Here is an 8,241-nt window from a genome sequence, read left to right as displayed (position 1 = left end):
GCTCCTCGTCTCCCCCACCGACGGCGGCTCCCCGCTGATGCTGGACGCCGTACGGGCCGGGACGCCATCGGCCTGGTCCTCGCCCGGGTCGGCAACCTGCGGCTGTCGGTCGGCTGGAACCGCGGCCACCCACACGTGCGGTTCGTGCCGCGCGAGGTGCGGGAGGCGCTGGCACCGGCCGTGTAAGTCTGTGGCGGCTTTTGCGGCTTCCTTGGCCCGGAGGGTTGTTGCTTGTTCGTACCCTCCGGGCCAGTAGCTGGCCAGGCCAGTCGTGCTCGCCGAGCCGCGGCTTTGAAGTGGCGGTCGGAGGCGAGCCAGTGGATTTGACGCCCTCTCCTGCCCGGGGGTGGGAGATTTTGGTTCGCACCGCTACGCGATACCACCTCGGGTTCCTGTTTCACAGGCCACTGCCGACCGGTGAAGGTCGGTCTTACACGGCCTCCGCAGGCCTGACTTTCCGCCCGTCCGGCGGTAGGTCCGACAACGCTGTTGTCGGACAAGGCGATCTTAGCTGTGCTGCCGCAAGTCCTTCGGCCGCTACGGGCAGAATGCTCTGCAACTCCACCCTGAAGGGTGTAGCGCTGGGCAAGCGTTTGGTAACGCTCGGGCGCTTGTCGACCGGCGGGACGTAGGAGCCGGGGCTGTCGGTGAGGGCCAGGGTGGCGGCCGGTGCGCCGTCCCTGATGGTGATCTCCATGCCCTCATGGTGACAGGCTGGGGCTCATGAGACTCTTCGCCGCGGTGCTGCCTCCGCAGGATGTCGTCGACGAACTCGCGCTGCGGGTAGGGGAGTTGAGGAGGCTTCCGGGGGCCGGCGGGTTGCGCTGGACCGGGGTCCCGGGGTGGCACTTCACGCTCGCGTTCTACGGGGAGGTCGACGACTTCGTCGTAGCGGAGCTGTCGGAGCGGCTGGCGCGGGCTGCCCGGCGGACGTCTGCCTTTTCGCTGGCCGTGCGTGGGGGTGGGCAGTTCGGGCACGGACGGGCGTTGTGGGCGGGGGCCTCCGGCGGTCTGGCGGAACTGCGGTTGCTGGCCGAGCGGGCGGAGGCGGCGGGGCGGAAGGCGGGGGTGGAGATGGGGGAGCACCGGCGGTACAAGGCGCATCTGACGGTGGCGCGGAGTCGGGAGGCGGTTGATGTACGGCCGTATCTGGAGGTGCTGGACGCGTATGCGAGCCGGGCGTGGACCGTCGGTGAGGTCGCGTTGGTGCGGAGTAATTTGCCGACGTCGGGGGTGGTGGGGGAGCAGCCTCGGTACGAGGTGGTCGGGCGGTGGGTGCTGAGCGGGGCCGGTTAGGCTCGTTGTGTGGACCCGAAGACCCGTAACCGGATCATGGCCGGTGTGCTCGTGATGATGTTCGTCGTTGTGGCGTTGGCTGCGGCCCTCGGTAGGTAGGGCCGGGGAACTGCGGTGCGTTGTCGGCTGCTGCGCCGTCGTGGCTGGTCGCGCAGTTCCCCGCGCCCCTAAAAGCGCCTACGTCGGCCTGCAATCACCAAGCGAAGGCTTCCGGGGAAGGCCCAGGGCCCGGGAAGATTTCGTCCAGACCTGCCAGGACGTCCTCCGACAGGTCCAGTTCCACCGCCCTGATCGCCGACTCCAGCTGTTCCGCCGTGCGGGGGCCCACGATCGGGCCCGTGACGCCGGGGCGGGTCAGGAGCCAGGACAGGGCCGCTTCGCCGGGTTCCAGGCCGTGCTTCTCCAGGAGGTCCTCGTACGCCTGGATCTGGGCGCGCTTGGCCGGGTCGGCGAGGGTGTCGGCGGCGCGGCCGGAGGCGCGGCGGCCGCCCTGGGCCTCCTTCTTGATGACCCCGCCGAGCAGGCCGCCGTGCAGCGGGGACCAGGGGATGACGCCGAGGCCGTACTCCTGCGCGGCCGGGATGACCTCCATCTCCGCGCGCCGCTCGGCGAGGTTGTAGAGGCACTGCTCGCTGACCAGGCCGATGGTGCCGCCACGGCGGGCGGCGGTCTCGTTGGCCTGGGCGATCTTGTAGCCGGGGAAGTTGGAGGAGCCGGCGTAGAGGACCTTGCCCTGCTGGACCAGGACGTCGATCGCCTGCCAGATCTCGTCGAAGGGCGTGTTCCGGTCGATGTGGTGGAACTGGTAGACGTCGATGTAGTCGGTCCGCAGCCGCTTGAGCGAGGCGTCGACCGCGCGGCGGATGTTCACCGCGGAGAGCTTGTCGTGGTTGGGCCAGGCGTCGCCGTCGGCGGCCATGTTGCCGTACACCTTGGTGGCGAGGACCACCTTGTCGCGGTGGGCCGCGCTCTTGGCGAACCAGTTGCCGATGATCTCCTCGGTACGGCCCTTGTTCTCGCCCCAGCCGTACACGTTCGCCGTGTCGAAGAAGTTGATGCCCGCGTCCAGCGCCGCGTCCATGATCGCGTGGCTGTCCGGTTCGTCGGTCTGCGGGCCGAAGTTCATGGTGCCGAGGACCAGTCGGCTGACCTTGAGTCCTGTGCGTCCGAGCTGCGTGTACCTCATGACCACCTAGCCAACGGCGTGGAGTGCGCTCTAGGCAAGTGGGTCCCCTCGGGGCGTCCTGCTGGGGTTTTCTCCCGGGAGGAAAGGGGGGACAGCCGGAGCGAGCCGGGGCCGTCGCGTCCCTACCGTCGATGGGTATGGAGCCCACCCACACCACCCGCCGTAACGTCCTCGCGCTCGGCGCCGCGGCCGCCGCCGCGCCCTGGCTCGGAGCGGTACCGGCCCGGGCCGACTCCGGTGAGCCCGTCGAACCGGGCATCACGGAACTGCGGGCGCGGATCGCCGACGGGCGGCTGGACGCCGTACGGCTGACCCGTCACTACCTGGAGCGGATCGAACGGATCGACCCGCTGCTGCACGCGGTGATCGAGGTCAATCCGGACGCCCTGGACGAGGCGCGGCGGCTGGACGCCCTGCGCGGGCCGCGGGGGCCGCTGCACGGGATGCCGGTCCTGCTGAAGGACCTGGTGGAGACGGCGGACCGGATGCACACCACGGCCGGTTCGCTCGCCCTGGAGGGGCTGCGGCCGGCGCGGGACGCCACGGTCGCCGCCCGGCTGCGGGCCGCGGGTGCCGTGGTGCTCGGCAAGACCAACCTCAGCGAGTGGGCGGGCGGGATGTCGCTCGTCCACCACGCGGGCTGGAGCGCCCGGGGCGGCCAGACCCGCAACCCGTACAAGCTGGACCGCTCGCCCAACGAGTCGAGCTCCGGCACGGGGGCCGCCGTCGCGGCCGACCTGTGCGTCGCCGGGATCGGCACCGAGACCAACGGCTCGATCATCGACCCGGCCTCGGCGAACTGCGTCGTCGGGGTCAAGCCGACGGTCGGGCTGGTCGGCCGCGGCGGGGTGATCCCCGGGGTGCCGAGCCAGGACAGCGTCGGGCCGATGGCGCGGACGGTCCGGGACGCGGCGATCCTGCTCGGCACACTGGTGGGCGTCGACCCGCGGGACCCGGCGACCCGGGCGAGCCGAGGCCGCTTCCACCGCGACTACACCCGCTTCCTGGACCCGGACGGGCTGCGCGGCGCGCGGATCGGCGTCCCCCGGACCGTGTACTACGGCTACAGCGACCACGCCGACGAGATCGCGGAGCGCGCGCTCGGGGTGCTGCGGAAGGCCGGAGCGGTCGTCGTCGACCCGGCCGACATCCCCACGGCCGAGCAACTGGAGGACCTGCCCGGCTCGTTGGTGGTCCAGGCGTACGAGTTCAAGCGCGCCCTGAACGGCTATCTGGCCGCCGCTCCCGGTGACCATCCACGCAGCCTGGCCGAGCTGATCGCCTTCAACAGGGCGCACGCCGAACGGGAGTTGCGCTATGTGCGCCAGGACGGGCTGGAGACCGTGCACCAACTGGACTTCTCGGAACGGGAGTACCGGGAGGCGCTGGCCGTCAACCACCGGCTCTCCCGCGCCGAGGGCATCGACGCGGTGCTGCGCCGGCACCGCCTCGACGCCCTCGTGATGCCGACGTCCGGACCACCGGCCAAGATCGACCTGATCCGCGGGGACATGTACGGCGGCGGCGCCTCGACCCCGGCCGCCCTCGCCGGGTATCCCGCGATCAGCGTCCCCGCGGGGTTCGCCCACGGCCTCCCGGTCGGGGTGACCTTCATGGGAACGGCGTGGAGCGAGCCGGTGCTGCTGCGGTTGGCGTACGCGTACGAGCGGGCGAGCCGGGTGCGGAGGGCGCCGGAGTACCGGGGGGCGGATGTGGGGTTCTGAGGCCGGCGCCTCAAGTGACGTCAGACGGGGGCCAGCGGAGGTCAGACGGAGGCCAGCGTGGCGAACACGGCCCGTACGCGGGTGTCCTCCGAGGCCTGCCACGCACTGGAGACATGGCCGGTCGCGTCGGAGGGGCGGGTGTCGGGGGCCGTGGGGTCGAGGACACGGCGGACGTGGAGGACCGTGCCGTCGGGGGCGGTGAGGCGGGTGCCGTCGCCGGTGTCCGTGATCTCCACCGGCCAGGTGGGGGCGGGGAGTTCGGGGCCGGTGTACGAGTGGGCGACCTCGTCGTCGGGGGTGTCGGAGAGGCTCTGGGCCTGGGCCCGGGCGCGGCCCTCGAACAGGGCGAGGAGGGTGGCGTACAGCACCGGGTCGTGGCAGCCGTCGTAGGCCCAGCGGGGGCCGAGCACGCCGTGCTCCATCGTGCTGACGAGGGCGTGTTCGGCGCCGGGGAGCGGGGCGGCGCGGTAGGTGAGGGGGACGTGGTAGGCGACGGGTTCGGGTCCCGAGGTGTCGAGGACCACCATGAACTCGATCCCGACCTCACCCTCCGGATCGTCCAGCCGGAACCCGCCGGCCTTCGCCAACTCCGGTGCGCCGGAACCGAGATACCAGGGGCGGGTGGGCAGCCAGGGGGTGAGCAGTTCGAGCTTGGTGGGCTTGACCGTGGTCTGGTGGATGATCGCCATGCGCCGGATTGTGCCAGTCAGTCGCGGGGGAACTCATCCGTTTTCAGGGTGAGGTCCAAGGGGGTCGCGGTCATGTCGACATCCCCGCCGTAGGTGATGGACATGTCGTTCACGTAGTCGCCGTCCTTGGGGTGGGTGAACAGACGGCACTTGCCCACGTACGGGTCCGCGATTACGTAGACGGGGACCTCGGCGCGTGCGTACGCGGTCTTCTTGGCGCCGTAGTCGTTCTGAGCGGTGTCCCTGGAGATGACCTCCGCGACGAATTCCACGTCCTGGTGACGCCAGCGGCCGCTGGAGTCCTTCTGGGCGTCGTCGCGCAGCTTCGCCACGTCCGGGGCGAAACCGTTCCGGTGGCCGGGGAAGTCGATGCGGACGTCCGAGAACAGCTTCGCGCGCCGACCGAAGCGGTCCTCCAGGGCCCAAAGGATCTTGCGAATCGTGTCCCAGTGAATGTCCCGCTGCGGCGACATGTGGATGGCCCCCTCGACGATCTCCACCTTGAATCCCTCGGGGACAGGCAGTTTCTCAAGCAGCTCGAACATCTCGTCGAGCCAACTCGTGTCGTCGCTCTCGGCCATCGCGATCCTGTCTTCAAGGACGGTCATCGTGGCGCTCCTCCCCGGCTGCCCCACGGAAGAGCGCAACCGCGCAGTACAACGATACGCACGGTGACGAGGACACGGGTTCAGGGCCGGAGCACGATCTTGCCGTGGGTGTGGCCCTGTTCCAGGTCACGGTAGGCGTCCTGGACCTCTTCCAGCGGGTAGACGCGAGCCACCGGCACCTCCAGCTCCCCGCGCGCGGCCATACGGGACAGCTCGCCCAGGACGACCGCGCAGGCCGCCGCACCCTCACCGTACGTACGCGCGCCGACCTCCGCCGCCGTACGCCAGTCGCGGATCGTGTTGATGCGCGACGGCCGGACACCCAGCTCCACGGCCAGCCGCACATACCCCTCGCCGTACGTGTCGATGAACGCGTCGACGCGCCCGCCCGCCGCCTCCCGGACCCGCTCGGCCACCCCCTCCCCGTAGGCGACCGGCACGACCCCCCGCTCCTTCAGCCAGTCGTGGTTGCGCGTGCTCGCCAGCCCGATCACCGTGGCCCCGTGCCGCCGCGCGAGCTGTACCGCGAGCGAGCCGACCCCGCCCGCCGCACCGGACACCACGATGGTGTCGCCCGGCGCGGGGTCCACCGCGAACACGGTGGCGTACGCGGTCGTACCGGCCACGTACAGCGACCCGGCGACCTCCCAGGACAGCCCGGCCGGCTTCGCGACCACGTTCACGTCGTCGACGACCACGAACTCCGCGTGGCTCGCCCGCCGATGGGTGAAGCCGAGAACCTCGTCGCCCACCGCGAAGCCGCGGCTCTGCGGACCCGTCTCCACCACGACCCCGGCCAGGTCACTGCCCTGCCCGGAGGGGAACGTCGCAGGCCAGCGGTCGTGCCGCGCGCCCTCCCGGATCATCACCTCCCCGGGCTGGATCCCGGCCGCGCGCACCTCCACGAGCAGCTGCCCGGCCCCGGCCGAGGGCCGCTCCACTTCTTCGACCCGCAGCACCTCGATCCCGCCGTACCCATGGAACCGCACCGCCTTCATCACGAGCTCACCGCGCTTCCTCCGGGGGGCCAGACCGGCGCCTACAACGACCGTGGGGCGGACCGGTATTCCCCAGGTGATTGGTGCGTTTGTCCCGCCCTTGCCCGGAACCGACCTGGGCGTATGCCCTGGGGCGTGGGACAAATGCACCAATCAGTGCCTGGTGGGCGGGTGTGCGCCAGGGGTCACGCCGCCGTGCAGGTCACGGTCGGTGTGCCCCCGCCTCCCGGTGCGGCTCCGAATCCGAAGGTCGCCGAACCTCCCGCCGGGACCGTGCCGTTGTGCGAGGCGTTCGTCGCGGTCACGGAGGAGCCGGTCTGGGTGTACGAGGCGTTCCACATGGACGTCACCTTCTGCGCGCCCGGCCAGGTCCATGTGACCTTCCACGAACTCAGGGCCACCGCACCGGAGTTCGTCACCTTCACTTCGGCGTTGAAGCCGCTTCCCCAGTCGCTGCTGACGGAGTAGGCGGCGGTGCAGGCCGCCGTGCCCCCGCCCGGGTCACCGGGGTCGCTGCCGCCGCCCGAGCCCGGGAACCCCGGCGCCTTCACGCTCGCGAGATACCCGTCCTTCACCATGTCCACCGTCTGCCAGTCGTCCTTCAGGATCCCGCCCGTGTCACCGGAGTTGGGGTTCCACGACCAGAAGGTCCAGTGGAAGGAGTCGGCGCCGTACGTCGAGGTCGGGCGGAGGTACGTCACCAGCGCCGCCAGCCACTTCTGGTCAACGGTCGACGCCAGCGTCGTGCCGAACTCGCCCACCCACACCGGCGCGATGTTCTGCTTGAAGATGTAGCCCCAGTACTTGTCCCAGATCCCCGGCATGTTCGCGGGGAACGCCGGATCGCTGAACCAGCTCTGCTGGGCCACGGACGTGGCGTAGTCGTGGGCCGAGTACACCACCCGGCCCGCGACACTCAGCTGCACCGGGTACTGCGCCACGCCCATCAGGTTGCCGCCCCACCAGCCCGAGACGCCGTTGAAGGTCTGCACGCCCTCGACGAAGATCAGCAGGTCGGGGTTGACGGACAGCACCGCGTTGCCGGCCCGCTGGGCGGCCAGGCGCCAGTCCGTGGCGGTGTCTCCGCAGCCCCAACAGGCCGGATCATGCGGCTCGTTGTGCAGATCGATGCCTACGACGGTGTCCTGGCCCTGGTAACGCGTCGCCAGCGTCTTGAGGTTGGCGATCCAGGTCGACTCCGGGACCGCGGCCGTGTACCAGAGCGCCGACTGGCCGCCGGCGTCCGGGCGGTGCCGGTCGAGGATGACCTTGAGGCCGTCCTGACCGGCGTACGACACGATCTTGTCGAGGACGCCGAGGGAGTTCAGTCCCTGGAGGTCGGCGTTCTTGCCGCTGGAGAAGTCGATGCTGTTGGGGACGGTCCCCGACTTGAAGATGTCGTCGCTGAACGGGATGCGGATCGTGTTGTAGCCCAGCGACTTCATCTGGTCGATCATGGACTTGTAGTCGCGGGACCAGAGGCCGTGCACGACGTAGTTGCCGGTCTCGAAGCCGAACCAGTTGATCCCGGCGATCCGGACCGGCTGCCCGGACGCGTCCAGGATCTGGCGGCCGCTGGTGTGCCAGTACCCGGCGCCGGCCTCGGCCACCCGGACCGGCCCGGCCTCGGCGGCGTGCGCCGACTGCGCTCCGACCAGGAGCGGTAACAGAAGTACCGCCGCGCACAGCACTCTTCGCAAGCTGCGGAACATGTCGCTGCTTCCTCTCGAAGGGGCGGGT

General features: G+C 70.5%; 8 protein-coding genes. 3 read left to right on the top strand and 5 right to left on the bottom strand.

Annotation, left to right across the window (positions count from 1 at the left end; all coding sequences use genetic code 11):
- Positions 1-186: hypothetical protein (locus ABZ896_RS21120; RefSeq protein WP_360931004.1), on the top strand; the 186-nt coding region annotated here is incomplete at its 5' end.
- Positions 187-723: 537 nt separating this feature from the next.
- Complete coding sequence (gene thpR, locus ABZ896_RS21115; RefSeq protein WP_360931001.1) at positions 724-1,296, top strand: RNA 2',3'-cyclic phosphodiesterase; 573 nt, start codon at positions 724-726, stop codon at positions 1,294-1,296.
- 193 nt (positions 1,297-1,489) lie between these two features.
- On the opposite strand, the gene ABZ896_RS21110 is transcribed toward thpR, so the two are convergent.
- Entirely contained in the window at positions 1,490-2,482 is a 993-nt protein-coding gene (locus ABZ896_RS21110; RefSeq protein ID WP_360930999.1) for an aldo/keto reductase, read from the bottom strand.
- Positions 2,483-2,619: 137 nt separating this feature from the next.
- Between ABZ896_RS21110 and ABZ896_RS21105 the strand changes: the two genes are divergently transcribed.
- On the top strand, positions 2,620-4,206 hold the full coding sequence (locus ABZ896_RS21105; protein WP_360930996.1) for an amidase: 1,587 nt from the start codon (positions 2,620-2,622) through the stop codon (positions 4,204-4,206).
- 41 nt (positions 4,207-4,247) lie between these two features.
- Here the strand turns inward: ABZ896_RS21105 and ABZ896_RS21100 are convergent, their stop codons facing one another.
- The 4 genes from ABZ896_RS21100 to ABZ896_RS21085 all read right to left on the bottom strand — a co-directional run bounded on the left by ABZ896_RS21100 (position 4,248) and on the right by ABZ896_RS21085 (position 8,213).
- Entirely contained in the window at positions 4,248-4,895 is a 648-nt protein-coding gene (locus ABZ896_RS21100) for a 1,4-alpha-glucan branching protein (RefSeq protein WP_360930994.1), read from the bottom strand.
- A gap of 17 nt (positions 4,896-4,912) precedes the next feature.
- Entirely contained in the window at positions 4,913-5,503 is a 591-nt protein-coding gene (locus ABZ896_RS21095) for a Uma2 family endonuclease (RefSeq protein ID WP_360930992.1), read from the bottom strand.
- Between the two features lie 80 nt (positions 5,504-5,583).
- Positions 5,584-6,501: an NADP-dependent oxidoreductase gene (locus ABZ896_RS21090; RefSeq protein WP_360930989.1), complete on the bottom strand. Its 918-nt coding sequence runs from the start codon at positions 6,499-6,501 to the stop codon at positions 5,584-5,586.
- A gap of 185 nt (positions 6,502-6,686) precedes the next feature.
- Positions 6,687-8,213: a cellulase family glycosylhydrolase gene (locus ABZ896_RS21085; RefSeq protein ID WP_360930986.1), complete on the bottom strand. Its 1,527-nt coding sequence runs from the start codon at positions 8,211-8,213 to the stop codon at positions 6,687-6,689.
- Between the last annotated feature and the right edge of the window lie 28 nt (positions 8,214-8,241).

This window comes from Streptomyces sp. NPDC047072 (assembly GCF_040643855.1).
Classification (GTDB): Bacteria; Actinomycetota; Actinomycetes; order Streptomycetales; family Streptomycetaceae; genus Streptomyces.
The sequence above is the reverse complement of the archived record's forward strand: the minus strand, read 5'-3'. Positions and strand labels throughout refer to the sequence as shown.

Excerpts from the sequence above, each read along its gene's own strand:
- ABZ896_RS21105 (WP_360930996.1), top strand. The coding sequence starts at position 2,620 with ATGGAGCCCACCCACACCACCCGCCGTAACGTCCTCGCGCTCGGCGCC.
- ABZ896_RS21090 (WP_360930989.1), bottom strand. The coding sequence starts at position 6,501 with ATGAAGGCGGTGCGGTTCCATGGGTACGGCGGGATCGAGGTGCTGCGG.
- ABZ896_RS21085 (WP_360930986.1), bottom strand. The coding sequence starts at position 8,213 with ATGTTCCGCAGCTTGCGAAGAGTGCTGTGCGCGGCGGTACTTCTGTTA.
- ABZ896_RS21100 (WP_360930994.1), bottom strand. The coding sequence starts at position 4,895 with ATGGCGATCATCCACCAGACCACGGTCAAGCCCACCAAGCTCGAACTG.
- thpR (WP_360931001.1), top strand. The coding sequence starts at position 724 with ATGAGACTCTTCGCCGCGGTGCTGCCTCCGCAGGATGTCGTCGACGAA.
- ABZ896_RS21095 (WP_360930992.1), bottom strand. The coding sequence starts at position 5,503 with ATGACCGTCCTTGAAGACAGGATCGCGATGGCCGAGAGCGACGACACG.
- ABZ896_RS21110 (WP_360930999.1), bottom strand. The coding sequence starts at position 2,482 with ATGAGGTACACGCAGCTCGGACGCACAGGACTCAAGGTCAGCCGACTG.